Below are 24,435 nucleotides of genomic sequence, written 5' to 3' on the forward strand. Positions count from 1 at the left end.
TCACGGTATTCTGGGTCGTTTCGAGCCTCTTGCTCGCATACTGATTCCGCTCAACCACAGATCAATCACAAGGAAATTCAAATGTTACTGAATCTTATACGGAAATTGGCTGCCGGCAGTCTCCTGATGTTTGTTGTTTCTGCCACCGTTTCTGCCCAAACACTCGTGTTCACAGCCATTCCGGATGAAGACGAAACCAAATTGGTAGAGCGCTTCAAGGGTATTGCCGACTATCTGTCTGGAGAGCTGGACGTAGACGTACGCTATATTCCGGTAAAATCCTACGCTGCAGCAATCTCGGCGTTTCGTAACAATCAGGTTCAACTGGCCTGGTTTGGCGGGCTTTCCGGTGTTCAGGCCCGGGAGCTGGTCCCCGGTTCGCAAGCGATCGCCCAGGGCGTGGAAGACCAGGCGTTTAACTCTCATTTTATTGCTCATAAAAGCACCGGCCTTGATGAGATGGAGAACCTGTCCGACGAACTACGCGGCAAGACTTTCACATTTGGTTCCAAGGGCTCCACATCCGGCCGCCTGATCCCGGAGTACTACGTTCGGGAAGCCTTTGGGGAAAGCCCTGAAGAAGTCTTTGGCCGTGTTGGTTTCAGTGGCAACCATACCCGCACACTTCGTCTCGTTGAGGCGGGCACCTACGACGTGGGCGCGATCAACTATTCAGTGTGGAAGAAGGAAATGGAGAACGACAATATCGATACCGACGCCGTTAAAGTCATCTGGACAACGCCGGCCTACCCCAACTACCAGTGGACTATCCGCGGCAACGTCGATGAACAGTTCGGCGAAGGGTTCTCGAAGCGCGTTCAGAAAGCACTGCTGGCAATGGATGATCCGGCCCTGCTCGAGAGCTTCCCTCGTAGCGGCTTCATTCCGGTTTCAAACGATGCCTACGAGCCCATCCGGGTTGTGGGCAAGCAGATCGGAATCATCGATTAATGTCAGGATTTGATCTGACTGGCCTGACAGCATCATTTGGTGGAGAGCGGGTTATCGGCCCGCTCTCCCTGAATGTAAAGGAAGGCGAAAAGGTCGCTCTGGTTGGCCGTAGCGGTGCCGGTAAATCCACGTTGATCCGGCTGGTGTACCAACACGTCGAAAGGCTGGCCTCACTGGTTCCCCAGGACCTTGGCCTGGTGAATGCATTACCGGTGTTCCATAATGTCTATATGGGCCGCCTGGATGCCCATGCCACCTGGTACAACATCGTCACGTTGATGCGACCATTTTTAAAGGACAGCAGCGATGTGAAAGCTCTGTTGTCCGAGCTGGCAATGGCGGAAAAAGTATGGATTCCAGCGGCCTCACTGTCGGGTGGTCAGCGCCAGCGAATTGCGATTGCCAGGGCCCTCTACAGGAACTCCGACCTTCTGCTTGCGGACGAGCCAGTATCAGCACTGGATGGCCCCATGGCTCATCAGATAATGAAGTTACTGGATAAACGCTTCCAAACCAGCGTGATTGCACTCCACGATGTCGAACTTGCACTGACATATTGCACTCGTATCGTGGGTATCCAGGACGGACAAATCGCACTGGATGAGCCCAGCGCAAAGCTCACCCCGGCCGATATTGCGCCACTCTACTGACCCAGAAACCTCTATGCTGTCTTCGCCGACCGTAAAAACCAGCCTGATCTTCACTGCTATCGCCCTGATAGGTCTGGTCTTTGCGGATATCGCCATCACCGCAGCGAATCCCTGGAAAGACCTGGGCCAGTTTTTTCTCGGAGTTCTTACCCCCGACTTCTTCAGCACCCAAGGGCTCGCGACTGCCCTGCTTCGAACCGTTGCCTTTGCTTTCGTGGGCGTGGCCCTGGGAAGCATCTGCGGGTTTCTGTTATCCCTTGTTTACCAAGCTTGGCCGGTGCGAATTTTCTGCGCCTTCGTTCGTGCCATCCATGAACTTTTCTGGGCGCTGATCTTTCTACAGTTCTTCGGTTTCCACCCGCTGACAGGGGTGTTGGCAATCGCAATTCCCTACTCCGGTATATTTGCCAAAGTGTATTCAGAAATCATTGATGAGGCTGACCCCGAACCGGGTCGTTTGCTGCCGCCTCGCACCCATGTGATAGCTGCTTTTCTCTATACCAGAATTCCCGATTGCTGGGTCCAGCTGCGGACTTACACCGCTTACCGGCTGGAGTGCGGCCTACGCTCCAGTGCAATTCTCGGGTTTGTCGGTCTGCCGACTCTCGGGTTCTATCTGGAGTCAGCGTTTTCCCAGGGCCATTATTCCGATGCCGGCGCCATGCTGATTCTTTTCTACGTCCTGATCGCCACTATGCCGCTTTGGGTCAGGCCTAAGCTGCTGCCCGTGTACGTGATCGGCGCCCCGTTTTTCCTGGGTGAAGGGCTGCCTATCGTTTGGGGCAATATCGCCCGATTTTTCACACAGGATATTGTGCCATCGCCTTTGCGCGGCGAAGAAGGCTGGTCGGGTATGGGCACTTGGTTCGGAGACATGTTTGTCAATCAAGCGCTGCCAGGCATCTTCAATACCGTGGTACTTACGCAGATTGCTCTTGTAGCAACGGGCCTGATTGCGCTACTCACTTTCCCGTTGATTTCCACCCATTTCGGTGGACCGGTACGCCGCACTTCTGGCCACGTCTTCCTTGTCATAATGCGTTCAACCCCAGAGTACATTCTGGCCTATATCTTATTGCAACTGTGGGGCCCGTCCATGCTGCCCGCCATTGTCGCGTTGGCGCTGCACAACGGCGGCATTATCGGACATCTCATTGGTCGCCAGTCTAGCACCCTACGGTTGCGGCCAGATGCTCCCAGCGGTCTCAATCGCTACACCTACGAGCTCGTCCCCAGGGTATACCGCTCATTCCTGGCTTTCCTGTTCTACCGCTGGGAAATCATCATGAGGGAAACCGCGATCCTGGGTATCCTGGGCATCTACACACTGGGCTTCTATGTTGATAGCGCCATCCAGAACATCCAGTTTGACCGCGCTATGGTACTAATCCTGATTACCGCATCGCTGAATATCGGTGTCGATGTACTGGGCCGTTTTATTCGCAGGAAACTCGCTCTTCAGACCATGCCCACCTGCTAGCTGACTACCGCGTCACAGTTCCGTAGATTCCTACCGCTTTTGGCCCCGCCTCCCTTCGTGCCGGAGATACATTTGGTTACACTTCGGATAACGGATGTAACACTCTCAACCAGTAGACCGCTCGGCCATGACCTGAGCAGCATTTGAGCAAGAGGAAACACCTATGATTAGCAGCTTTATTATGCTGTTCGAAGTCGGGCTGATTGCGCTGCTGCTGTTACTGGTTTTCCGAATGCTTACGCTGGTCCGAAACGATCCGTTTGTGCCGGCCTCCGTAGTCACAATGGTGACAGCGGGCAACCAGCATTCGGCCCAGGCTCCAATGCCAGAGGCTCTCCAGAAGCGCTCCGTTGCCGCTCCGCAACCATCGCCCACAGCCTCCTCGGACAAGTGTGGGCTGATTACCCAACTGCATATCCTGCTCAGCCTTCAGGACAGGGATTGCCGGGAACATGGGCTTAATCTGGAAACTGCGCCCCATGCTGTTCGGGAATATGCCGTCGCCTGGTTGTATGGTGCTGCTTGCGCCCTGTGTGAAAAACCGCAACGGCATTCAGATGCGCTGCTTAACCTGGTCAGCAAACTGGCCAGCCGCAAAATAGGCATACGGCAACCCGAGGCCGTCCAGGCGCTATCGACGATAACCGGTAGCTCGACCTTGTTAGCCTGTTTCAGAAGTGGTGTAAGCGGTGCGGAATATTGGAGCGGGCATCGCTACGTTCCCCAGGAACATAGCCTCTACTCAGCGGTTACTTCGAACGCCTTTATCTGACACTTTAAAAGTAACACCCTCTCAACTGCGGGCTTTGGGGCGAGTGGCTGGCTCTTCCAGTGTCCAGTCAACGCCAAGGTTCACTGCATCCGACGTATCCGGGTGATCGACAGGGCTCCCTGCTACGTTTGGCCGGGAAAAGCACCCGTCCTCCAGACGCTCCATCGACTCCACATCCACGGAACGTACCACGTAGCTGGTACCATTGCTGACTACCCTGGTGCGGTGGCTTAGCCCAAAGATGAAACGGCAATAATCCAGTTTGAGCTGAAGCAGGTCCTGTTCCGTCTTCTGGATTTTTCTTAGCAGGACTTTCTGTACGCTATCGCCGTAATCCATATGCGCTTCCCTGGACGATCTGTCGTGGTGCGGTGTGGTGATCTGCTGATTTTACACAATCCTGACACACTGTCATCCCGTCGTCAGACGCGGCCCTTGGCAACAAACGTCAGTTTTACGGGCATCGCGAAGGCTTGATCCATTCCAGCCTGAAGGTCGATCCGCCAAGTCATGTGTGGGTCCGTGGTGCAAAAAGGCGCGGTAAATCGTGCTTCCCAGAGCTGGCCTCCGCCGTCAGGTGAGACCCCCACCTTGGTCATGGGAACGGGATACTCCCCCAGGTACATGGACTCGCCCCGCAGCACTGCCAGCATCCGGGGCTGATTTCTGTCGGTCTTTACCGTCAGGTGATATTCCGTGTCCTGTGCCTGAATACCGCTTTTCTTCAACCGAGCCTGCCAGCTCTTACCCTGCTGTTCCCATTGGCACGTAGTATAGAGAAGGTCACACACGACCGTGCCCTGATCGGCCTCGGCGGCGTCTTCAGACATCAACCAATGCGGCCCAAAAATGCCCAGCGTGACGACACCGGCAATGGCAAGCATAGCAACAAGCGCTCTCAACACATCCACTCCTCCACGATTAAGCGGGCATTATGGGGATAATCGCTGACAAGGCAAAGCTTTCTAAATCATCACCGGTCATGAGAAAATGTTGCGCTTTGATTCACCACCAACAGGATAAGCCAGTGCAACCGGACATCTCCGTCAAGCACCTCAACAAAGTCTATGCGGATGGTTTCAGGGCCCTCAACGACATCAACCTCGACATCGAGCGGGGAGAGATCTTTGCCCTGCTTGGCCCAAACGGTGCCGGCAAGACCACGCTGATCAGCATTATCTGTGGCATTGTGAACCTCTCCGACGGCGAAGTGAACGCTGCCGGCTATGACATCGTGAAGGATTATCGCAAAGCCCGGGAGAGCATTGGCCTGGTTCCCCAGGAGTTGAACACCGACGCCTTCGAGACCGTCTGGGACGCTGTTTCCTTCAGCCGGGGCCTGTTCGGCAAGGCACCCGCACCGGACCACATCGAAAAAGTCCTGAAAGACCTGTCACTGTGGGACAAGCGCAATAATCGCATCATGTCCCTGTCTGGTGGCATGAAACGTCGCGTGATGATTGCCAAAGCGCTGTCCCACGAACCCCGCATCCTGTTCCTCGACGAGCCCACCGCCGGCGTAGACGTGGAGCTGCGCCGGGACATGTGGGAAATGGTACGAAAGCTGCGGGAAAACGGTGTCACCATCATCCTCACCACTCACTACATCGAGGAAGCGGAGGAGATGGCCGACCGAATCGGTGTTATCCGCCAAGGCGAGATTATCCTGGTTGAGGACAAGTCCCGGCTGATGAGCAAGCTGGGAAAGAAAGAGCTTCGCCTGCATCTGCAGAACCCGCTAGAGCAGATACCAGGCGTACTGACGCTGGAACCGGTGGACCTGTCAGACGACGGCTACGAGCTGATCTACACCTTCGACTCCCAACAGGAGCAGGCGGGTGTGGCACGACTGCTTCGAACCCTGGGCGACCTGGGCATCGAATACCGGGATATTCAGACCAGGGAAAGCTCCCTGGAAGAGATTTTTGTTGGCCTGGTGCATGAATAAAACCAACCGGTATGCGGGAGTAACGCAATGAACCTTTACGGTGTCCGAGCAATCTACAACTTTGAAATGGCCCGCATGCGCCGCACTTTAATGCAGAGCGTGGCCTCGCCGGTAATTTCCACCTCGCTGTACTTCGTGGTGTTTGGCTCCGCCATTGGCAGCCGCATGGGCGATATCGATAATGTCAGTTACGCGGCTTATATCATTCCTGGCCTTGTTATGCTGTCGTTGCTGATGCAAAGCATCTCCAACGCCTCGTTTGGCATCTACATGCCGAAGTTCTCCGGCACTATTTACGAGCTTTTGTCCGCGCCGGTCTCTTACATGGAGGTCGTCCTCGGCTACGTCGGTGCCGCCGCCACCAAGTCGGTCATACTCGGCGTCATCATATTGCTTACAGCTAAACTGTTTGTGGACTACGACGTGCTGCACCCTTTCTGGATGTTTGCCTTCCTGGTGCTTACCTCCATCACCTTCAGTCTGTTCGGTTTCATCATCGGCATCTGGGCGGATGGGTTTGAAAAACTGCAGATTGTTCCGCTGATGATCGTGACGCCGCTGGTGTTTCTTGGCGGCACCTTCTACTCCATCGAAATGCTGCCAGAGATCTGGCAGACCATCAGCCTGTTCAACCCCGTGGTGTACCTGATCAGCGGCTTCCGCTGGGCGTTCTACGGCGTGTCTGACGTGCATGTGGGTATCAGCGTGGGTATGACCCTGCTATTCCTGACGGCGTGCATGGTCGCGGTGTGGTGGATCTTCAAGACCGGCTACCGGCTGCGTTCGTGAGAGCTCTGCTGGTTTGCCTGGCGCTGCTTTTCTCCGGTTGCCTGGCAGCACTCCCGGACAATAACGACCTGCCGGTGGAAAAAGCATGCCTGATCTCCGCCGGGCAGGCGGTGCCCATCACGGTGGAAGTTGCGCGCACGTCCGCCGAACGCAGCCGCGGGCTGATGGGCAGGGAGAGGCTAGCGCCAGACACCGGCATGCTGTTCGTCTATAACAACCAACGCCGTGCCGACCACGGATTCTGGATGTACCGAACACTGATTCCGCTGGATATTGCCTATCTGGACCGTGACGGCATCATCGGCGCCATTCACCCTATGGTGCCCTGCCCGTCGGACCAGGGTCGGGACTGCCCCACCTATGAAGCCGGTGTCCCGTTCTATCAAGCGCTGGAGATGAATCTGGGCTATTTCGAAAGCCAGAGGATCGGAGTGGGAGATCGACTCTCCCTGAAACCATCAGACTGCCGTTAACCCGCCCTACTCGTCTTTCCATTCCGGTTTGCGTTTGTCCAGAAATGCGCAGATACCTTCGTGGGCGTCTGCCGCCTGTAGGTTCTTCGCCATCACTTCCGACGTAAAGTCATAGGCCTCTGCCAGCCCCATCTCCAGTTGTTGATAAAACGCCTCCTTGCCGATTTTCAGGGTATGGCCGGATTTTTCAGCGATAGTGGCGGCCAGGCGGTAGACGGTTTCATCAAGGACCTGTTCATCCACCACCCGGTTCACCAGCCCGATCTGCTCAGCCTTAAGAGCGCCAACCATCTCGCCGGTTAACAGCATTTCCATGGCCTGCTTACGCGACACGTTTCGGGACAGCCCCACCATGGGCGTGGAGCAGAACAGGCCGATGTTCACGCCAGGCGTGGCAAAACGCGCCGTATCAGCCGCTACCGCCAGGTCGCAACTGGCCACCAGCTGGCAACCGGCAGCGGTCGCCACGCCAGCCACACGGGCAATCACCGGTTTCGGCAGGTTCACAATCTGCTGCATCACCTTGCTGCATTGGTTGAACAGTTTCAGCTGGAGCTCATGGCTGTCGAGCTGGCCGCGAATTTCCCGCAAGTCGTGCCCGGCGCAGAACACCTGCCCTGCAGCAGCAATCACCACCACCCGCGTGTCCACGTCATCCGCAACAGATTCCAATTCGGCGGAAAGCGCTTCCAGCATGGCCATGGACAGGCTGTTTCGGCGCTCCGGCTGGTTCAGCGTCAGTGTGGTGATTCCGTTTTCGGAGTATTTCTTTACCAACACCTCGGTTTGCTCGGTCATCATGCCCCCTACTTCGTTTTCCTGATGTATCCTTTATCCCATGAGAGATACAAAGAAACAACGCCGGGAACTGGAAAAGCAACTCACCGAAGCCTCCTCCTACAAGCACTGGCTCGCCACTGCCACAAACCTGGATGAACTGGAGGGCACGCTGGCGTGGCGGGAAGAGGATGGCTGCGAACTGCTCCACGAAGCCCTGATTCGTGACCACATCACGTCCATGAAACGCTGTCGCGACAAAGGCGATACCCGAGCGCTGACGCGGGTACTGCAGGAAAGCCTTTATCGCCACTTGGGTGAGATTGGCAACCCTGACCTTTACGCCATCGCCTGGAGCGGCACCAAAGTCCTGGTCAGTGAGTTCCTTGATGAAGTGGAACGTTCCATGAACTTCATCTGCGACAATCCCATGCCAGGCGTATCCGACCAGCAGAAACTGCGCCTGTTCCGGGATGCCGAGCGAGTGTATGGCCGCCCGGCCCTTATGTTGAGTGGTGGCGCCGCCTTCGGTATCTATCATATTGGGGTCACCCGCGCGCTCTGGCAGGAAGGCCTGCTTCCCGACGTGATTGCCGGTTCCAGTATGGGGGCGATTGTGGCTGGCGCCATCTGTACCCGCAACAATCGCGAGCTCGAACGTTTTTTCAACGAACCCGGGGAGATCCACCTGGACGCCTTTCGCTGGCTCGAACCCAAGCGTATCTGGCGAAAGCGTCATGCCATGGACCAGTTCCAGCTGCTCCACCACATTCGCACCAACATCGGCCGCACCAGTTTTCAGGAAGCGGCTGAACGAAGCGGGCGCACCCTGAACATCTCTGTCTCGCCGACCCGTACTCGCCAGAAACCCCGCCTGCTGAACAACCTGGCCTCACCGGAGGTACTGGTGGATTCCGCCATTCTGGCATCCTGTGCCGTGCCTGGCATCTATCCCCCAGTAACACTCCAGGCCAGGGACAAGGATAGGGGTGACAACGGGGGCAAGCCCTATATGCCCACGGAGCGCTGGATCGACGGCAGCGTTCATGGGGACCTGCCGCTGATGCGCATGGCGCGGCTGCACAACGTTAATCGCACCATTGTCAGCCAGGCGAATCCCCACGTGTTGCCCTTTATCAGCCATCACCACCAGCGCGGCCCGGGCGCCTCTGCCAAACAGGCTGCCGCATCGCTGATGCATGCTCAAGTGGCGACGACGCTTCAGCTCACCCGCAACAGCTGGTCATCAACGGTACTGCGGCCTTTACTGGAGCAGGCTCATGCCATGGCCACGCAGACCTATCTGGGGGACATCAACATACAGTTCCCGTTCAAGCCGATGCTGTATCGCAAGATATTGTCCAACCCCAACAAGGAAGACCTGGAAATGTTCATCCGGCTTGGAGAACAGGCTACCTGGCCGAGAATGGCCATGATTCGAGACCAGACACGCATCAGCCGAACGTTCAGCGACTGCATCACTCGGCTTGAGAAAGCCTGCGCCGCCACCGACAACGCAGCGGAGTAGCGGCTTGCAGACGACCCGACTCAAAGGCCTGAGCATTGCCGCACTGGGTGTGCTGTTCATCGTGCCAGACGCCCTGCTGGTGAAAATCACCTCCGTGGAGCCGGTGGTGTTTCTGTTCTGGCGCGGCCTGTTGCTGGCGTTCAGCTTTCTGGTGATCAGTTCGGTCCGCTATCGCGCCCGCCTGGGGGCTGAGATCCGTCGATGCGGCTGGAAAGGGGTGTTTTGCGCTGTCGCCTTCGGGTTAAGCCAGCTGGGTTTTGTGATGGGCATGAAAAACACCGCGGCTGGCAACGTGCTGGTCATTCTCAATACCTCGCCGGTCATCGCCGCGCTCATCGCCTGGCTGGTCTGGAAAGAAGCTCTGCCGTGGCGAACCTGGATGGTCATCCTCGTCTGCGTGGCGGGCGCCAGCCTGATGGCCCTGGGAGAATGGGGCCGTGGTGATCCGTTAGGGCTGATCATGGCGGGCGTTGCGGCTACCGCTCTGGCGTTGAATCTCAACGTGGCGCGCTCAAAGCCGGACAGCGATATGAGCCTTGTACTGATGTTCGGCGCGCTACTCGTTGCCGGCACCGCAGCGCTGGCGGGCGGCGCAGTGATGCTCTCACCTCGGGATGCCTTGTTCATCGCCCTGCTCTGCCTCTTCTTCCTTCCGGTGGCCTGCGTGCTCATCCAGATCGGTCCGCGTTATATACCAGCTGCAGAAGTCAGCCTGATGTTGTTGTTGGAAACCATACTTGGCTCTTTCCTGGTGTGGCTGTTCCTGGGCGAGGTTCCCACCACCCTGAGCCTGATCGGCGGCGCGATTGTCTTCTCCGCGCTGGTGGTCCATGGCTGGATCGAAGTAAAACGGTATAGGCGAAGGCGGACGGTCTGACGCATCCGTTGATGTACGGACATTCCCCGCCGATTTGTAAGCCACCCAAGACGCAGGGCGGCAAAAACTGGATAATGGCCATCCGGCTTTTGAAAGCCCGCTCAATTCTGCAAACCCGGTACGCTGTTCATGGAAATCAAAGTTAATTTTCTCGAAAACCTCAGGCTTGAAGCCAAGTTTGACGATTTCACCGTGGTCACGGACCAGCCCATTCGCTACAAAGGCGACGGCTCGGCTCCCAGCCCGTTCGACTATTTCCTGGCGTCATCGGCGCTCTGCGCGGCGTACTTTGTGCGGGTGTACTGCAAGGCGCGGGACATTCCCACGGAAAACATCCGCCTGTCGCAGAACAACATCGTCGACCCGGAGAACCGCTACAACCAGATTTTCAGAATTGAAGTGGAACTGCCGGAAGACATCTCCGACAAGGACCGCCAGGGCATCCTGCGCTCAATCGACCGCTGCACCGTGAAAAAAGTGGTGCAAACCGGCCCTGAATTCCAGATCGAAACCGTCGAAAACCTCGACGAGGACGCCCAGGCCCTGCTGATGGCGCCGGAAAGCGATACCAGCACCTACATCGAGGGTAAGGACCTGCCGCTGGAACAGACCATCGCCAACATGAGCGACATACTGGCCGACCTGGGAATGAAGATCGAGATCGCCTCCTGGCGCAACATCGTGCCCCACGTATGGTCGCTGCACATCCGCGATTCCGCCTCCCCCATGTGCTTCACCAACGGCAAGGGCGCCACCAAGGAAAGCGCGCTGTGCTCGGCCCTGGGCGAGTTCATCGAACGCCTGAGCTGCAACTTCTTCTACAACGACCAGTTCTTTGGCGAAGACATCGCCCACAGCGAGTTCGTCCACTACCCCAACGAAAAATGGTTCAAGCCGGGGCCCGACGATGAGCTGCCCGACGGCATCCTCGACGACCACTGCCTGGCGATCTACAACCCCGAGGGCGAGCTCTGTGGGTCCAACCTGATCGACACCAATTCCGGCAAAACAGACCGAGGCATCGTGTCGCTCCCGTTCATACGCCGATCCGACGGCGAAACGGTGTATTTCCCCTCCAACCTGATCGAGAACCTGTTCCTCAGCAACGGCATGAGCGCGGGCAACACCCTGCCAGAAGCCCAGGTACAGTGCCTGTCTGAAATTTTCGAACGCGCGGTCAAGAAACAGATCATTGAAGAGGAAATGGCGCTGCCAGACGTGCCCCAAGGTGTGTTGGATAAATACCCGCACATTGTTGAGGGCATCAATGCTCTGGAAGCACAAGGCTTCCCGGTTTTGGTGAAAGACGCCTCCCTGGGTGGTCGATTCCCGGTGATGTGCGTGACGCTCATGAACCCACGAAACGGCGGCGTGTTCGCCTCATTCGGCGCGCATCCGAGTTTCGAGGTGGCGCTGGAACGCAGCCTGACCGAACTACTGCAGGGCCGCAGCTTTGAAAACCTCAACGACGTACCGGCGCCCACCTTTAGCAGCCAGGCGGTGACGGAGCCCAACAACTTTGTTGAGCACTTTATCGATTCCACGGGCGTGGTGTCCTGGCGATTCTTCAGCGCCAAATCCGATCTGGAGTTCTGCGAGTGGAACTTCTCCGGCACCAACGAAGAAGAGGCCAGCACCCTGTTCGGCATTCTGGAAGACCTTGGTAAAGAAGTGTACGTGGCGACCCATGAAGACCTGGGCGCACCGGTATGCCGCATCCTGGTGCCCGGCTATTCCGAGGTCTACCCGGTAGAAGATCTGGTGTGGGACAACACCAACATGGCGCTGGACTACCGCGAGGATATCCTCAACCTCCACGCCCTCAGCGATGATCAGCTGGCCGATCTGGCCGAGCGCCTGGAAGCCAGCCAGCTCGACAACTACATGACTATCATCAGCCTGATTGGCATTGAGTTCGACGAGAACACTGATTGGGGCCAGCTCACCATTCTGGAACTGAAACTGCTAATCTGCCTGGCCCTGCAATGGCACGAAGAAGCCCAGGAATTCGTCGACATGTTCCTGCAGTTCAACGACAACACCGTGGAACGCAACCTGTTCTACCGCGCCGTTAACACCGTTCTGGAAATCACCCTGGACGACGAACTGGAACTGCCCGACTACCTGCCCAACCTGCAGCGCATGTTTGGCGAAGACACCATGGCCGCCGTGGTTGGCTCAGTCAGCGGCGAAGTACGCTTCCATGGCCTGACACCCACAAGCATGAAGCTGGAAGGTCTGGAGAAGCATCAGCGGTTGGTTGATAGCTATAAGAAGTTGCATGCGGCGCGTGCCATGAAGGACGGTTTGAGACAAGATGGATAATATTGCACCGGCACAATACCCAAAAGGCACGGAAGCTATCGGGTAGAGGCCCAACCTCATCACGGCGGTGACAGCTCTGCTCGGCTCTATCATTTCCGAGTTCGGGTAACCTCTGACAGTTGGACTCACCGGCACCTTAGAGTGCCTTCAGTAACTGTATGTTAGATACAATAACCTGATCTTTGAGAAATCAGCGCTCAATTCAACTGAACTTTACGTTCTAAATAGCCGGAACTCGCAGCACTGGTTTCTAAGCGATTCACGAAATCAGACTTTCGTTTTACGTAAACTGGTAGACCGTTCAAATCAACCTTTTTGGTCTTTTCAAGACCGTCAAAAAAATCCGGGCGGAACACACCATATTGACCAAGCCACATTTCCCTTAGATACTGCAACCATTGAGATTCCTCAAAGTTCAATGACCTTAATCTTGCTGTCGAATTAAGATATGTTGAGACCGACAACTCAGGAATCCACCGCGAAAGATAGTCGCTAAAATAAATCAGGTCACCATATTGCTTAGATTTCGCTAAAGCAACTATATTAGCATTGAAAAAACTAGCCTTTTTGAGGTACAAGTCAGAAGCTGAACAACAAGATTGACCATCAGAATGTAACAACAGATCATTGTCTGCAAACCCAAACGTAACTCCGTTATCTCTAGCTTTATTTGCGAACTCTATCAACCACGGGGCACGGTAACGAAGAGGCAGCATATATTCTCGACCATATCTCTCTGCCCCTAATTCCTTGTAGTACTCTATTGGATTCTTGCCCAAGTCATTTACCAATGATTTTCCAAAATTTCTATTAGCATCAATCGGACATTTCAAATACTCGGCTGAAATGTGCTTGACGTTGGCTTTCTTAGCAACTTCAAACACCTCATCAAAACTTTGCTCGTGCCCAGGGATGATAGGCTGAAACCTAAAGCAAACCGGGATATTTTCATTAGCAAGGACGCTAGCGGCAAAGCCAATATCAGCTAATGGCGGGCATCCGCGATCAATCTTCTCTCTTAGGTGCGGGGAAACAATGGTCGTTGAAAAACGAATATAAATATTAGAGCCATTGATTACGTCCAAGTAATCTTTTCCGATAACCTGATCACTTTTAGTACTTACTATTACAGGATAGTTATAGTCTTTTAGTATCTTCAGATACTCTAAGGTAACACCTTTTTCTTTTTCAATTTTAGTAAACGGGTCAGACATACCTCCGAGTTGAAAAGGAATATTCCTACCAATCATCTCATCGAGAGCTGAACGTATGATTCCCTTCGAAACCCTTTCCAATCTTTCTTTTAGAGATTTAGGATTGCTAATCTGAAGAGCTTCCCCGCGACCGTAACCTTGACGTGTCGCGGCAAAACAATACTCACAAGAAAATTGACATCGATTATATGAATCAAGCCTAAGAGGAGTAGCGCAAAACGCGACTTGGCTGGTTAATCCAGCGTAATATTTATATGGCCTCATTAGTAAAACCCTGAACCCAATCCAAAACGAATACGCCACCATTCCACACATGCTGAAAAAGAACAACCAAAAACAACACAAAGCTTAATAACAAAGAAGCCTTTATAATGACACGAGCGGATTTTTTGCTTTGAGAATATCTTCCAAAAATCTCATAGAAAACGTCTTTTTCAGGCTCATTTTCATTGTCAACTTTCCTTGTTGGCATCCCAAACCTATAAGCTCTACCTTCAACCTTGAACGTCATAAACGTTTCTTTTCGCGCAACAATTGGCTTCTTACACAGCTCTGACAAACCTTTCTTTTTTACTTCTTCTAAGTAACCTTTGTCCGAAAGTCGTTTAAAAAATTTTTCTTTGTTACGGTTATCTATTTTTTTAAAAAGCTTGTGCGCCTGCCAAACGAGCCATCGGGGATGATGGCCAAGCGATTTATAATCTGAAAAATTGTTATATTCTTGAATAAACTTTGGACAAAATATTTTATAAACAGACAAAGCAAATACAAAGAATAACGAAGACAGCCAAAGCAGCTGCCAATTAAAAGGCATAACCAGCTCGATCTCATGCACCTCATTGGCAAACTCAACAACGAGAGGGCTAGGAAACTGAGAGACTATTCCTGCAACAACCGGGACGATTGAAAACCATATTATTAGGTATCGCACTATTATCAACTGAAAGAAGTCACGGTACTCTTCCCATCTGTCGTCCCAGAAATCATGCCAAAACTCGCATCTATTTTTTGACATATTCAAAAGCCTTTTTTATATGCTACAAGTAACTAGATTCAATAGTGCTTCAGCGCTCACAGAATCGTCTATCGCAAGTCTTGTATAAAAACAGCGATAGACTGGCAAAAGGGACTGATGGGCTCCTTGATCAGGATTTGGTGAACCTCTTTGACCTTCAGTACCACTATCGCTGTAAAGAGTGCTCTGCCTAAACGACAGCTTGCCAAACTGCCTACATGCCCGTCTACATAGTACGATTAGATCCGAGGAAGAAAAACAGAGAAGGCCCTAGAATGTTGTCAAATATGGTGCCCGGAGCCGGAATCGAACCGGCACAGCCTTACGGCCGAGAGATTTTAAGTCTCTTGTGTCTACCTATTCCACCATCCGGGCATTCGGAGGGGGTTGTGAGGAGCTTTTGAGGGGCAGGATTGTATAAGGCCGCGCCCGGTAACGCAATTGGGATTGCGTTTGCTGTGTTTTAAGGCGGGCTACAAGGGCTTCCGCGCCCTGCCCTTGTAGATATAACCAGCGAATTTCGGGGCCTTTGGCATATAGAGATTTTCCAGCTCGGTGATCTCGAATCCCGCTTCCCGTATCAGGTCCGCAATCGGTCGGTTAAGGTGACAGCCGCCGGCGATTTTCTTCCAGCCTGGGGTGATGCGGTGTTGCCATTTGCACACGCTCTGGTCAGGCGATTCACCGTGTTCCAGGAACAGCAGTTGGCCGTCGGGCTTGAGCACGCGTTTCATCTGGTCCAGCGCGGCTCGCCAGTCGGGTATCGTGCAGAGGGTGAAGGTGAGCAGCACCGTGTCTACGCTGTTGTCCGCTAGTGGAATCTTCTCGCCTGGCAAGTCGAGCCATTCGACGGTCACCGGTGAGGTGGCCAGGTTGGCCTGAGCCTTCCGGCGCATGCCTTCGGACGGCTCCAGGCCGTAGACGAGGCTAACGGTATCCGGGTTGTAGAACTCCAGATTAATGCCCGAGCCCATACCCACTTCCAGCACGGTGCCATGTGCCTGGGGCACCACTTGGCTACGCAGTTTCATTACCTGACCAACAGAACAGGAGTAATCGATCAGGTGCGGCAGTATTCGCTCGTCGTAGAAACCCATGGAGCCTTCCTATACTTGTTTTAAATCAAGGGGTGAGACATTCTGTCCCTTGGTTTTCCCTGTGCTACAGGTAGCATGGCTACTATCTGCCGGTAAAACAACACTACAATCCAGCCAAGGCAGCGGCCAAGCGGGCGTTAAGCTTGTTTATTCTGTTCACTGTAGTGTCCGGAGGTTCCGCATGGAACTTGATCCCGTCCTTCTGTCGCGAATCCAGTTTGCATTCGTGGTGTCCTTCCACGCTATTTTTCCGGTGTTTACCATCGGGCTTGCGTCCTACATTGCAGTGCTTGAGGGCCTGGCGTTCAAAACCAACAACCCTTCGTGGGTAAAGCTCTCGGCCTTCTGGACCAAGGTGTTCGCCGTGGTGTTTGGCATGGGTGTGGTCTCGGGCATTGTGATGTCGTTTCAGTTCGGCACCAACTGGAGCAATTTTGCCCAGGCGTCCGCCAATTTCCTGGGGCCGATGTTGAGCTATGAGGTGGTTACCGCTTTCTTCCTTGAGGCATCGTTTCTCGGCATCCTGCTGTTCGGGCGGGACAAGGTTCCCGCCGGGGTCCACCTGTTTGCCGCTGTTATGGTCGCCACAGGAACCTTTATTTCATCATTCTGGATTCTCTCCGCCAACAGCTGGATGCACACACCGGCGGGTACCGAATTCCGTGACGGCACTTTCTTCGTAACATCATGGGCAGAGGCGATTTTTAATCCCTCCTTCCCTTATCGCCTTTCTCACATGGTGGTGGCCTCATTCCTCACTGGCTCGTTCGTGGTGGCGGGAGTCAGTGCCTGGTATCTGCTCCGCAAACGTGAGGTGGAGGCGAACCGGCGTGCGTTGTCCATGAGCCTGTGGCTGATTCTGATCCTTGCCCCCACCCAGGCGGTTATCGGGGATTTCCATGGCCTGAATACGTTGGAACATCAGCCCATGAAGGTAGCGGCGATGGAGGGCAACTGGGAAACCTCGCGTAACGTGCCGCTGCTGCTGTTCGCGATTCCAGATCAGGAAAACCAGACCAATCATTTCGAGGTAGCCATTCCCAGCCTGGCCAGTCTGATCCTGACCCACGAGTGGGACGGTGAAGTGCCCGGGCTGAACGAAGTTGCGGTGGAGGAGCAGCCGCCGGTCGCAATCGTGTTCTGGTCATTCCGGGTGATGGTTGGCCTGGGCATGCTGATGATCCTCTTTGGCCTGGCCGGCCTGGTATTGCGGGCCGGTGGCCGATACTGGCAAACCCCCTGGTTCCTGCAAGGGTTGCGCTTTATGAGCCTGACACCCTTTGTGGCGGTACTGGCCGGCTGGTTTGTCACGGAAATTGGCCGCGCGCCCTGGCTGGTGTATGGACTGATGAACCAGAGCGAGGCGGTTACACCGTCATTGACCGGCGGTATGGCGCTGTTCTCACTGATTGGTTACATCGTGGTCTATGCTTTGGTGTTCAGCGCGGGGGTCTATTACTTGATGCGGGTACTGTACGTAGGCATGGAAGACGACGACGCGGAGGAAGGCTATGAAGCTGAGCGTCCGAAACGGCCCTTCTCAGCCACCCATGTGCCGTTTGAAATTGAGGACGACACAACCTACAAACCGCTGAACGAGGGAGGCCACTGATTATGGAACTGTTCGATCTGGCCCTGATCTGGGCGTTTATTATCGGTTTCGGCATTATTATGTATGTGCTGATGGATGGGTTTGACCTCGGCATTGGCATTCTCTTCCCCTTCGCACCGACGGAAGAAGACAGGGACACCATGATGAACACCGTGGCACCGGTCTGGGATGGCAACGAAACCTGGCTGGTGCTTGGCGGAGCCGGCCTGTTGGCTGCGTTTCCACTGGTTTATTCCACCATTCTTCCGGCGTTGTACATTGGTGTGTTTTTGCTGCTGGCCGGCCTCATCTTTCGTGGCGTAGCGTTTGAGTTCCGCTTCAAGGCCAGAACCTCGCGCTATCTCTGGAACTGGGCCTTCGCCGGCGGTTCTACGGTGGCTTCATTTGCCCAGGGGGCCGTGGTGGGTGCTTATATCCAGGGTTTCGAGATTACCAACCGGGTCTACACCGGCGGTGCTCTGGACTGGCTGACGCCCTTTACGGTACTAACCGGTTTCGGCTTGATGGCAGGTTATGCGTTGCTGGGTTCCACCTGGCTGATCATGAAAACAGAAGGTCGCCTGCAGGACTGGGCTTATCGGATCACCATTCCGCTGCTGCTGGGTGTATTGGTAGTGTTCGCCATGATCAGCGTCTGGACGCCGTTTGTGGATGAGACGGTGAAAGACCGCTGGTTCTCCAATTTGAGCATTATCTGGATATTGCCCGTGCTCGCCCTGCTATGCGCCTTTCAGATCTTCCGGTCGGTTCGGAACCGGTTCGAAGGCATGCCGTTTGTCTCCACGTTGGGGCTGTTCATCTTCACCTATCTGGGCTTGATCGTCAGCCGCTGGCCCTACGTGGTGCCGCCAGAATACACGCTCTGGGACGCCTCCTCGGCGTACGGTTCCCAGTTATTCCTGCTGCTGGGGCTGCTGTTCGTGATTCCCATTGTGCTGGTCTACACCGCCTGGACGTATTGGGTGTTCAGGGGCAAGGTGCGGGCTGGCGAGGGATACCACTAGGTGGCTGAGCAGGCTGAGTCGAAACGTTGGCTGAGGGGACTGGCCGCCCATAGCCGGCGACTGATCCTGGCGACGGTATCGGCCGGGGTTGTAGTAGCCCTTGCCACTATCACGCAGATGGCCTTACTGGCGGGCATTGTTCATCAGGGTATTGTGGAGGAGGTGCCGGTTGCGGAACTGTCGCTGTTGTTTACGGGAGCCATTGCCGCCATTCTGATCAGGGGCGTGGCCCAGGGGCTACAGGCCCGCTATGCAGCGCACTGCAGCCGTGAGGTGCGTAGCGAGGTGCGCCACAGCATCAATCGCCGTTGGCAGGCCAGCGGGCCGGTATTGATGGGCCAGACCTCCGCCGGCACTCTGGCGCGGGAATGGCTGGATCACACCGACGCCCTGCACGGGTATTTCGCCCGCTTCCTGCCACAGATGATGCTTGCGGTGGTGGTGCCACTGATGATTCTGGTAGTGGTGTTTTCGCAGGACTGGCTCGCGGGGGTCTTCCTGCTGCTGGCCGCCCCTCTCATACCGTTGTTTATGGCGCTGGTGGGTATGGGCGCCGAAAAGCTCAACCAGCAGCACTTCCAGACCATCGGCCGTTTGTCTGGCCAGTTCCTCGACAAGGTTCGGGGGCTGACCACCCTGCAGTTGTTCGGCCAGACGGCCCCCGCCGCGGAAACCCTACGCAAGCGCTCGGATGATTACCGCCGAATCACCATGAAAACCCTCAAGATTGCATTCCTGTCTTCCGCCGTGTTGGAGTTTTTCTCCTCCGTGGCCATTGCAGTCGTCGCCATATACATAGGTTTTGGTTTGCTGGGTTACATCAGTTTCGGGCCGTCCAGCGACCTGACGTTGTTTTCCGGGCTGCTGATTTTGTTGCTGGCCCCTGAGTTTTTCCAGCCTTTGCGATTGTTGTCCCAACATTATCACGATCGAGCAGCCGCAATGGGCGCCAGTTCTGAGATTGTGGATCGGCTGCAGGGTGTTGATCTGCCACACTCCCCGGCAGAGCGCCATCACCAGCCGGAATCTCCCGATATTGTGGCCGTTCGCAACATTTCTCTTGCCTACAATGGTTCCAGGTCAGTCTTGGACGGCGTTTCTCTGGTTATCAACAAGGGCGATGTCATCGCCCTCACCGGCCCTTCTGGTGGCGGTAAAACCTCCCTCTTGCACCTCCTGGCCGGTTTCATGCGGCCAGATCGGGGTCGTATTTCAGTGTTTGGAGAGCGTGCCGGCGACGAGGCGTTTGGTTGGATGGGGCAATCTCCTTTTCTGGTGCATGGTACCTGGGCCGACAACTTGCGCCTGACCACTCCGGACGCTACCGACATTGCCATAGAAACCGCCCTGCATCACGTTGGCCTGGAAAGTCTGATAAAGGGTCGGGAACGGGGGATCTACAGCGCCATTACCGAGGACGGCCAGGGACTGTCTGGCGGTCAGGCACGCCGTTTGAGCCTGGCTCGCGTATTTGTGGCCAATTACAACCTGATATTGCTGGACGAGCCCACAGCGGGGCTGGATAGCGACAGCGAAATCTACGTTCTTGAGGCTCTCCACAAATTGGCCCAGGCCGGAAAAACCCTGGTGTTCGCCACCCACCACCAGGCGCTGTTAACCCTGGCCAACCGCACCCTTCTGGTGACGGAAGGAGGGGTTGAAGATGCGTGAGCTTGCCCCCTGGGTGGCATTGATATTCCGCCGCCCCGGTCGTCTCGTCATCGGTGGCGTTCTTATACTGGCCACCCTGCTCGCGGGTATGGGGCTACTGGCGTTGTCGGGCTGGTTTATTACTGCCACGGCGCTCACCGGAATCCTGCTGGCGGCCGGCGTGCAGGCATCCCTCAACCTGTATGTGCCAGGGGGTGGCATTCGCTTCTTTGCCGTAGCTCGAACGGTGGCCCGTTACGCAGAGCGGGTTTACAACCACGATACCGTACTGCGCCTGTTGACCGATATCCGGGTGGCGCTGTTCAAGCGGCTTTCCATCGCAGGACGTAACCGGAGAACCCGCTTGCGGGGCCCGCAATGGCTATCCCGCCTGACGAATGATGTGGACGCCCTGGACACTCTGTATCTGCGTCTGATCGCTCCCACGGCGCTCGCAGCTCTGGTGACGATGATATTGCTGCTGGCCGCGTGGGTGATGTATCGGGGGGAGTTGGCCGTGGGCCTGGCATTGGTGCTGGTACCGGCGTTTCTGGTGGCAACACTGCTGGTGTACCTGCGTACCCGGCACTTGGTTTACCAGCAGACGGCTGCCCGTGAACGGGTAAGAACAGACGTCATCGAACACATCGAAGGCTTCGGGGAGCTCACCGCAGCGGGCCGAATCGGCAAACACGCTGCCCTGTGCCTGCGACAGGCCGGCCAGATAACCCGCAACGAAGCACGTACCGACACGCGAACGGGCTGGAACCTGGGGCTATCGCAGGTTATGGTCAACCTGGCGGTGGTGCTTGCATTGTGGATAGGATTGGAGCTCTTCCAGGCCGGCGCAGTATCCGGCCCCATGGTGGTGTTGCTGCCAATCGCTCTCCTGGGCTTACAGGAAGTCTATTCGATGCTGCCGGATGCGTTTGCACGCCTGGGTGGAACCCTTGCCTCGGCAGCCGCATTAAACCGCGACTGTGCACCGGAGCCCTCCCCACGAGCGAACGACAGGCTGCAGGAAAGTATCGGCAACGCTCTTGAGCTAGAACGGGTTCGCATCCGGTTTGGAGACCATGCCCCCGTGCTCAGTCATTTTGATCTGACTGTCGCGCCTGGAGAGTGGGTCTCGATAATTGGCAACTCCGGTGCCGGCAAGTCATCACTTGCGGATGTAGTTGCCGGGCTGGAGGAACCGGCAACTGGGCGCGTGCAGTGCGCTCCCCTGGCGTACCTGACGCAAAAAACCGTGCTGTTCGATGACTCTCTGAAAGCCAACCTGCTGATTGGTCAGCCAGAGGCGTCCGATACCGAGCTCTGGCGGGTACTTGAGCTGGTAGCGATGGCGGACCGGTTTGTCCACGAACCGGCACAGCTGAATACCTGGCTGGGCTCCATGGGCAGCCAGTTGTCTGGCGGTGAAGCCCGGCGTATTGCGCTCGCACGGGTGCTGTTGAACACAGCGCCGCTATTGATTCTGGACGAACCGTTCACTGGAGTGGACGTCGAAACCCGGAACGACATTGCGACGGGTATGAAGCAGTGGTTGGCAGGAAAAACCGTGGTGTCACTGGGGCACGCGCCGGAGGCCTTGCCGGCCTCCGACCGCACTATTCGGCTGGTCTAGCGGCCTCAGCTGGTTTCCAGTACCTCGAAGGTCAGGCCAGCCTTGCTGGTCAGGCGCTCATAAAGCTTGCCATCGAGAAGCGATGAGGGGGTCCAGAAGCCACCCTGCTTTTCGGCCGGTACATCGAACGCCAGGCTCATTCCTGCTTCGCCCAACATCTTGCCGGTTGAACCGTAACCGGGATCGCGGTCACCCGTGACTTTGGTCTTGATGATCTTGCCGTCAGTCGTCTTGCCCACAAAGCGCAGATCGTAAAAGCCATTCTTCTGGGCTTCCGGGCTCGGGCCCTCACCCGGTTTGGGTACGAACTTTTCCACCACCCAACGAGTTGGCTTGAATGCAGATGCGGTGAAAAAACCTCCAAGCGCGCCGGTAATTCCGTAAGCCGCAAGGCGCCCTTTCACACCACGACCGGTCATCATGGCCTCATCGTAGGTAAACTCCTTGCCATAACGGGCGTTCTGCAACGCGTTGGAGCGATGGACTATCCGGGTGTTGATGGCTCCCATTACGAACGGCGCCAGCCAGACACCGAAGTCGTTATCGAACTCTGCGCCTTTCTGGCTCGGTTGACGGGTTTTGGAACGGTGTTCCGGCGGGCAGATCGAGAACGGGTTGGCCAGCTCCTTGCGCAGTTTGGGGTCGGCGGCCGCTTCCTTGGCGATGTTCATCATGCTGGCCACAGTGCCGCCGGAGAACTCGCCCTTGGCGACTTTGACCCGCATGCGCACGTCCTGGCACGGAGCGCCAAAGGCTTCCCCGGCCTTTTCCTGCAGGAACCAGACACCCATGTCCGACGGAATCGAGTCGAAGCCACAACAATGGACGATACGGGCGCCGGATGCCTTTGCTTTGTCTTCGTAGGTTTCTACCATCTTTCGGATCCACTGCACTTCACCCGTGAGGTCGCAGTAATCCGTTCCGGTTTCGGCGCAGATTTTCACCAGCGGCTCGCCATACAGCGCATAGGGACCAACGGTTGAGATCACCACGCGTGCCTGGTCACACATGGCTTTAAGGCTGCTTTCATCCGCGGCGTCTGCCACGATGACGGGCAGCTCGGACGCTGACGTGCCCAGCCCTTGTTTGAGGGTGCTCAGCTTGCTTTCAGAGCGCCCGGCGATCGCCCAGCGAACGTCATTTCCGATACCATAGGATTCCAGCAGATAACCGGTAAGGATCTGCCCCACGAAACTGGTGGCACCGAATACCACGATGTCGTAAGTGGTGTCAGTCTTTGTGCTCATTCGTTGTCCTTAATCCGTCCGGATCAATTATGAATTGGTGGCGGTCGGCTGCGATGCTTTCGCCCCCATCAATACCAGGAAAAGCGCCACGCCCAGGCCCCAGAAGCCATTCAGGATCAGTCCGCCAACCCAGGTTTGGGCGGTTACAGCAATGCCCTTGAGCGGGAAGACCACCAACATGGCAACGGCTGTCGGCCCAATGGCGCCTACTATTGCATTACCCAGCCAGAACTTAAAGCCGCCGAAGCGGCCAAGAATCGCCCAGAGCGCGATTCCCCAAAGCCCGCCAAAGAAAGCGAGCGAAAAAACAGCGGGAATACCCAACGGCGGGACCGCAGCCATGTTAAAAGGTGCGGATGGCACCATTCCCACGAAATAGAACACGGCAAACAGCCCCTGATGGAAAATCAGGGTTGCAAGAAGACCACTGACAAATGCTTTTAACCAGATCATGTCACTATCCTTTCGATTATTTCCCTGGAGGTTGCAACAAAACGTCGCATCGGCCAATCGAATCATGTTACCGATACTGCACACTCTGTCAGACTCAATGAACCCGAATCCCGGAGGTTAAACCATTGAACACCCTGCTTCTGGTACTGAGCCTCATACTTGCCATTCTCAGCGCCTGGCTGTTCTGGCAGGTACGTCTCCAGCAAAGATCCATTGGCAAGGCGATGGCTGAGAGCTATGGCCCTGATAATACACGGGAGCCGGACCTGATACTTACGCTGCGAGTAAAAGATCCGATTGCCCTGGCAAAACGCGAATCGAAATCAGCGCGCATGCTTGCAGACCGCCTTCCGGTAATGGTGAAACGGCTGGTGTACCAGGAAGTGATGAAAGAGCTCGACCTGGAGCTGGCCGAACGAGACATCGACGTGGAAATGAAGCTTGAGTACCGATAGGAGGTGCCATGGACATCGCATCACTGCTCAGTATAAGCGCCATCATAACGTCAACAGGGCTTATATCCGTTGCGTTGCGCCAACACAACCGCAATACCCGAACCCTTCGCCTCCTTCATTCGCAGCGGATTTCAGCCAACAGCCATATCCAGAAAACCCGGATGGATCTTATGGAAACCCGAAACCGGGCCCGCTTGCTGGAGGAAACCGTCAAGAATGGCACCAGCGCGGTAGAAAAAGTCCATAAGGCTTTCACCACCACAACGTTCAGCCTGATCGACCGCTTTTCCACCAATGAGGAGTTCCGCGAAAACGCCCGTCGGGCGCGGGAATCCCACGACCAGACCAGTGACCAGATTTATCGCTCGGTACACACCACCAACAAGGCGTTGCATATCCTGGCGGACACGCTGTTTTTCGGTAAGAAAGAAAAACAGCTGACGTCACGGAAAAGGCCGAAAGACAAGCAATAAAAAAGGCACCCTTAGGTG

24 protein-coding genes and 1 tRNA gene are annotated in these 24,435 nt (G+C 55.5%); 16 read left to right on the plus strand and 9 right to left on the minus strand.

All coding sequences use genetic code 11. The features are described 5' to 3' along the window. The first annotated feature begins 81 nt into the window (after positions 1–81). The 4 genes from AC0B60_RS07900 to AC0B60_RS07915 all read left to right on the plus strand — a co-directional run bounded on the left by AC0B60_RS07900 (position 82) and on the right by AC0B60_RS07915 (position 3,853). Positions 82–951 (plus strand): putative selenate ABC transporter substrate-binding protein, encoded by an 870-nt coding sequence (locus AC0B60_RS07900; RefSeq protein ID WP_465085214.1) that lies wholly within the window; start codon positions 82–84, stop codon positions 949–951. Beyond that, a complete protein-coding gene (locus tag AC0B60_RS07905; RefSeq protein WP_465085215.1) occupies positions 951–1,601 on the plus strand; it encodes an ATP-binding cassette domain-containing protein in 651 nt (216 codons plus the stop codon). The genes AC0B60_RS07900 and AC0B60_RS07905 overlap by 1 nt, the downstream gene beginning before the upstream one ends. A gap of 13 nt (positions 1,602–1,614) precedes the next feature. Beyond that, on the plus strand, positions 1,615–3,081 hold the full coding sequence (locus AC0B60_RS07910) for a PhnE/PtxC family ABC transporter permease (RefSeq protein WP_465085216.1): 1,467 nt from the start codon (positions 1,615–1,617) through the stop codon (positions 3,079–3,081). A gap of 163 nt (positions 3,082–3,244) precedes the next feature. Then, positions 3,245–3,853 (plus strand): hypothetical protein, encoded by a 609-nt coding sequence (locus tag AC0B60_RS07915; protein ID WP_465085217.1) that lies wholly within the window; start codon positions 3,245–3,247, stop codon positions 3,851–3,853. A 21-nt stretch (positions 3,854–3,874) separates the two neighbouring features. Here the strand turns inward: AC0B60_RS07915 and AC0B60_RS07920 are convergent, their stop codons facing one another. Further along, positions 3,875–4,192 (minus strand): hypothetical protein, encoded by a 318-nt coding sequence (locus AC0B60_RS07920; RefSeq protein WP_465085218.1) that lies wholly within the window; start codon positions 4,190–4,192, stop codon positions 3,875–3,877. An 83-nt stretch (positions 4,193–4,275) separates the two neighbouring features. Beyond that, positions 4,276–4,758, minus strand: coding sequence for a hypothetical protein (locus AC0B60_RS07925; protein WP_465085219.1), 483 nt, complete (start codon positions 4,756–4,758; stop codon positions 4,276–4,278). 122 nt (positions 4,759–4,880) lie between these two features. On the opposite strand from AC0B60_RS07925, the gene AC0B60_RS07930 reads away from it, so the two are divergent. Genes AC0B60_RS07930 through AC0B60_RS07940 form a run of 3 tightly spaced genes read left to right on the plus strand, consistent with a single transcriptional unit; the run spans position 4,881 to position 7,063 of the window. Beyond that, positions 4,881–5,801 (plus strand): ABC transporter ATP-binding protein, encoded by a 921-nt coding sequence (locus tag AC0B60_RS07930; protein WP_465085220.1) that lies wholly within the window; start codon positions 4,881–4,883, stop codon positions 5,799–5,801. A 27-nt stretch (positions 5,802–5,828) separates the two neighbouring features. Beyond that, positions 5,829–6,590: an ABC transporter permease gene (locus AC0B60_RS07935; RefSeq protein WP_465085221.1), complete on the plus strand. Its 762-nt coding sequence runs from the start codon at positions 5,829–5,831 to the stop codon at positions 6,588–6,590. Continuing rightward, the gene (locus tag AC0B60_RS07940; protein ID WP_465085222.1) at positions 6,587–7,063 is read left to right on the plus strand and encodes a DUF192 domain-containing protein; all 477 of its coding nucleotides are present in this window, start codon (positions 6,587–6,589) and stop codon (positions 7,061–7,063) included. Before AC0B60_RS07935 ends, AC0B60_RS07940 begins: the two co-directional genes overlap by 4 nt. Before the next feature lie 6 nt (positions 7,064–7,069). Here the strand turns inward: AC0B60_RS07940 and AC0B60_RS07945 are convergent, their stop codons facing one another. Beyond that, positions 7,070–7,864: an enoyl-CoA hydratase gene (locus AC0B60_RS07945; RefSeq protein ID WP_465085223.1), complete on the minus strand. Its 795-nt coding sequence runs from the start codon at positions 7,862–7,864 to the stop codon at positions 7,070–7,072. 37 nt (positions 7,865–7,901) lie between these two features. Between AC0B60_RS07945 and AC0B60_RS07950 the strand changes: the two genes are divergently transcribed. The 3 genes from AC0B60_RS07950 (at position 7,902) to AC0B60_RS07960 (ending at position 12,570) form a co-directional block, all read left to right on the plus strand. Then, positions 7,902–9,368 (plus strand): patatin-like phospholipase family protein, encoded by a 1,467-nt coding sequence (locus AC0B60_RS07950; RefSeq protein WP_465085224.1) that lies wholly within the window; start codon positions 7,902–7,904, stop codon positions 9,366–9,368. A gap of 4 nt (positions 9,369–9,372) precedes the next feature. After that, a complete protein-coding gene (locus AC0B60_RS07955) occupies positions 9,373–10,245 on the plus strand; it encodes a DMT family transporter (RefSeq protein WP_465085225.1) in 873 nt (290 codons plus the stop codon). 129 nt (positions 10,246–10,374) lie between these two features. Continuing rightward, positions 10,375–12,570 (plus strand): OsmC domain/YcaO domain-containing protein, encoded by a 2,196-nt coding sequence (locus AC0B60_RS07960; protein WP_465085226.1) that lies wholly within the window; start codon positions 10,375–10,377, stop codon positions 12,568–12,570. Between the two features lie 197 nt (positions 12,571–12,767). On the opposite strand, the gene AC0B60_RS07965 is transcribed toward AC0B60_RS07960, so the two are convergent. The 4 genes from AC0B60_RS07965 to AC0B60_RS07980 all read right to left on the minus strand — a co-directional run bounded on the left by AC0B60_RS07965 (position 12,768) and on the right by AC0B60_RS07980 (position 15,896). Then, the gene (locus tag AC0B60_RS07965; protein ID WP_465085227.1) at positions 12,768–14,048 is read right to left on the minus strand and encodes a radical SAM family protein; all 1,281 of its coding nucleotides are present in this window, start codon (positions 14,046–14,048) and stop codon (positions 12,768–12,770) included. Then, entirely contained in the window at positions 14,035–14,799 is a 765-nt protein-coding gene (locus tag AC0B60_RS07970; RefSeq protein WP_465085228.1) for a hypothetical protein, read from the minus strand. The genes AC0B60_RS07965 and AC0B60_RS07970 overlap by 14 nt, the downstream gene beginning before the upstream one ends. Before the next feature lie 288 nt (positions 14,800–15,087). Further along, positions 15,088–15,174: transfer RNA gene (locus tag AC0B60_RS07975), tRNA-Leu, on the minus strand. A 98-nt stretch (positions 15,175–15,272) separates the two neighbouring features. Beyond that, positions 15,273–15,896 carry a class I SAM-dependent methyltransferase gene (locus tag AC0B60_RS07980; protein ID WP_465085229.1) on the minus strand — a complete coding sequence of 208 codons (624 nt, stop codon included), beginning with the start codon at positions 15,894–15,896 and terminating at the stop codon, positions 15,273–15,275. 181 nt (positions 15,897–16,077) lie between these two features. Here AC0B60_RS07980 and AC0B60_RS07985 point away from each other — a divergent pair, with 181 nt between their 5' ends. Genes AC0B60_RS07985 through cydC form a run of 4 tightly spaced genes read left to right on the plus strand, consistent with a single transcriptional unit; the run spans position 16,078 to position 21,789 of the window. Continuing rightward, on the plus strand, positions 16,078–17,508 hold the full coding sequence (locus AC0B60_RS07985) for a cytochrome ubiquinol oxidase subunit I (protein ID WP_465085230.1): 1,431 nt from the start codon (positions 16,078–16,080) through the stop codon (positions 17,506–17,508). A gap of 2 nt (positions 17,509–17,510) precedes the next feature. After that, positions 17,511–18,512, plus strand: a complete 1,002-nt coding sequence (gene cydB, locus AC0B60_RS07990) for a cytochrome d ubiquinol oxidase subunit II (protein ID WP_465085231.1) — start codon at positions 17,511–17,513, stop codon at positions 18,510–18,512. After that, a complete protein-coding gene (gene cydD, locus AC0B60_RS07995; protein WP_465085232.1) occupies positions 18,513–20,183 on the plus strand; it encodes a thiol reductant ABC exporter subunit CydD in 1,671 nt (556 codons plus the stop codon). After that, positions 20,176–21,789: a thiol reductant ABC exporter subunit CydC gene (gene cydC, locus AC0B60_RS08000; protein WP_465085233.1), complete on the plus strand. Its 1,614-nt coding sequence runs from the start codon at positions 20,176–20,178 to the stop codon at positions 21,787–21,789. Before cydD ends, cydC begins: the two co-directional genes overlap by 8 nt. A 5-nt stretch (positions 21,790–21,794) precedes the next feature. Here the strand turns inward: cydC and AC0B60_RS08005 are convergent, their stop codons facing one another. Continuing rightward, positions 21,795–23,036 carry a saccharopine dehydrogenase family protein gene (locus tag AC0B60_RS08005; protein WP_465085234.1) on the minus strand — a complete coding sequence of 414 codons (1,242 nt, stop codon included), beginning with the start codon at positions 23,034–23,036 and terminating at the stop codon, positions 21,795–21,797. Between the two features lie 27 nt (positions 23,037–23,063). Further along, positions 23,064–23,489 (minus strand): hypothetical protein, encoded by a 426-nt coding sequence (locus tag AC0B60_RS08010; protein WP_465085235.1) that lies wholly within the window; start codon positions 23,487–23,489, stop codon positions 23,064–23,066. A 125-nt stretch (positions 23,490–23,614) separates the two neighbouring features. On the opposite strand from AC0B60_RS08010, the gene AC0B60_RS08015 reads away from it, so the two are divergent. Further along, entirely contained in the window at positions 23,615–23,944 is a 330-nt protein-coding gene (locus AC0B60_RS08015; RefSeq protein ID WP_465085236.1) for a hypothetical protein, read from the plus strand. Positions 23,945–23,952: 8 nt separating this feature from the next. Then, entirely contained in the window at positions 23,953–24,417 is a 465-nt protein-coding gene (locus tag AC0B60_RS08020; RefSeq protein WP_465085237.1) for a hypothetical protein, read from the plus strand. Positions 24,418–24,435 lie beyond the last annotated feature (18 nt).

The organism is Marinobacter sp. V34 (assembly GCF_055524115.1).

Coding starts and splice junctions, on each gene's coding strand:
- cydB (WP_465085231.1), top strand. CDS start 17,511: ATGGAACTGTTCGATCTGGCCCTGATCTGGGCGTTTATTATCGGTTTC.
- AC0B60_RS07965 (WP_465085227.1), bottom strand. CDS start 14,048: ATGAGGCCATATAAATATTACGCTGGATTAACCAGCCAAGTCGCGTTT.
- AC0B60_RS07950 (WP_465085224.1), top strand. CDS start 7,902: ATGAGAGATACAAAGAAACAACGCCGGGAACTGGAAAAGCAACTCACC.
- AC0B60_RS08010 (WP_465085235.1), bottom strand. CDS start 23,489: ATGATCTGGTTAAAAGCATTTGTCAGTGGTCTTCTTGCAACCCTGATT.
- AC0B60_RS07935 (WP_465085221.1), top strand. CDS start 5,829: ATGAACCTTTACGGTGTCCGAGCAATCTACAACTTTGAAATGGCCCGC.
- AC0B60_RS07900 (WP_465085214.1), top strand. CDS start 82: ATGTTACTGAATCTTATACGGAAATTGGCTGCCGGCAGTCTCCTGATG.
- AC0B60_RS07980 (WP_465085229.1), bottom strand. CDS start 15,896: ATGGGTTTCTACGACGAGCGAATACTGCCGCACCTGATCGATTACTCC.
- AC0B60_RS07985 (WP_465085230.1), top strand. CDS start 16,078: ATGGAACTTGATCCCGTCCTTCTGTCGCGAATCCAGTTTGCATTCGTG.
- AC0B60_RS08020 (WP_465085237.1), top strand. CDS start 23,953: ATGGACATCGCATCACTGCTCAGTATAAGCGCCATCATAACGTCAACA.
- AC0B60_RS07970 (WP_465085228.1), bottom strand. CDS start 14,799: ATGTCAAAAAATAGATGCGAGTTTTGGCATGATTTCTGGGACGACAGA.
- AC0B60_RS07960 (WP_465085226.1), top strand. CDS start 10,375: ATGGAAATCAAAGTTAATTTTCTCGAAAACCTCAGGCTTGAAGCCAAG.
- AC0B60_RS07910 (WP_465085216.1), top strand. CDS start 1,615: ATGCTGTCTTCGCCGACCGTAAAAACCAGCCTGATCTTCACTGCTATC.
- AC0B60_RS07945 (WP_465085223.1), bottom strand. CDS start 7,864: ATGATGACCGAGCAAACCGAGGTGTTGGTAAAGAAATACTCCGAAAAC.
- AC0B60_RS08005 (WP_465085234.1), bottom strand. CDS start 23,036: ATGAGCACAAAGACTGACACCACTTACGACATCGTGGTATTCGGTGCC.
- AC0B60_RS07920 (WP_465085218.1), bottom strand. CDS start 4,192: ATGGATTACGGCGATAGCGTACAGAAAGTCCTGCTAAGAAAAATCCAG.
- AC0B60_RS07915 (WP_465085217.1), top strand. CDS start 3,245: ATGATTAGCAGCTTTATTATGCTGTTCGAAGTCGGGCTGATTGCGCTG.
- AC0B60_RS07905 (WP_465085215.1), top strand. CDS start 951: ATGTCAGGATTTGATCTGACTGGCCTGACAGCATCATTTGGTGGAGAG.
- cydC (WP_465085233.1), top strand. CDS start 20,176: ATGCGTGAGCTTGCCCCCTGGGTGGCATTGATATTCCGCCGCCCCGGT.